Origin of the sequence: Psychroserpens mesophilus, assembly GCF_050617655.1 — a bacterium.
Lineage (GTDB): Bacteria > Bacteroidota > Bacteroidia > Flavobacteriales > Flavobacteriaceae > Psychroserpens > Psychroserpens mesophilus_A.
The window spans coordinates 1-239 of record NZ_JBODQC010000474.1; the positions used below are offsets into that span (position 1 = coordinate 1).

The window sequence follows — 239 nt, forward strand, 5'->3', positions numbered from 1 at the left end:
AGTTTTTAGCTAAAGTCACTGTAATTCTTATAGTTACCTTTAACCTACAAACCTTAACCGCACAAACTCAGCAAGACGATGCTGGTGAACAATACTCTTTAGATAGCGGTAATATAGATAGTCAATTTGAATATGTTTTTAGAAAATCTGGAAACTTTAAAGGTACAAATGGGCAACCTTACGAAGCTGTAAAACAAGCTTGGTTATTAAAGTTAAAGGCCAATGTTTTAGATTCACTA

General features: G+C 33.1%; 1 pseudogene. It reads left to right on the forward strand.

What is annotated here, in order from left to right:
* Nucleotides 1-239, forward strand: a pseudogene (locus ACRHNM_RS18050) (tRNA (guanine-N1)-methyltransferase); the annotation flags it as partial.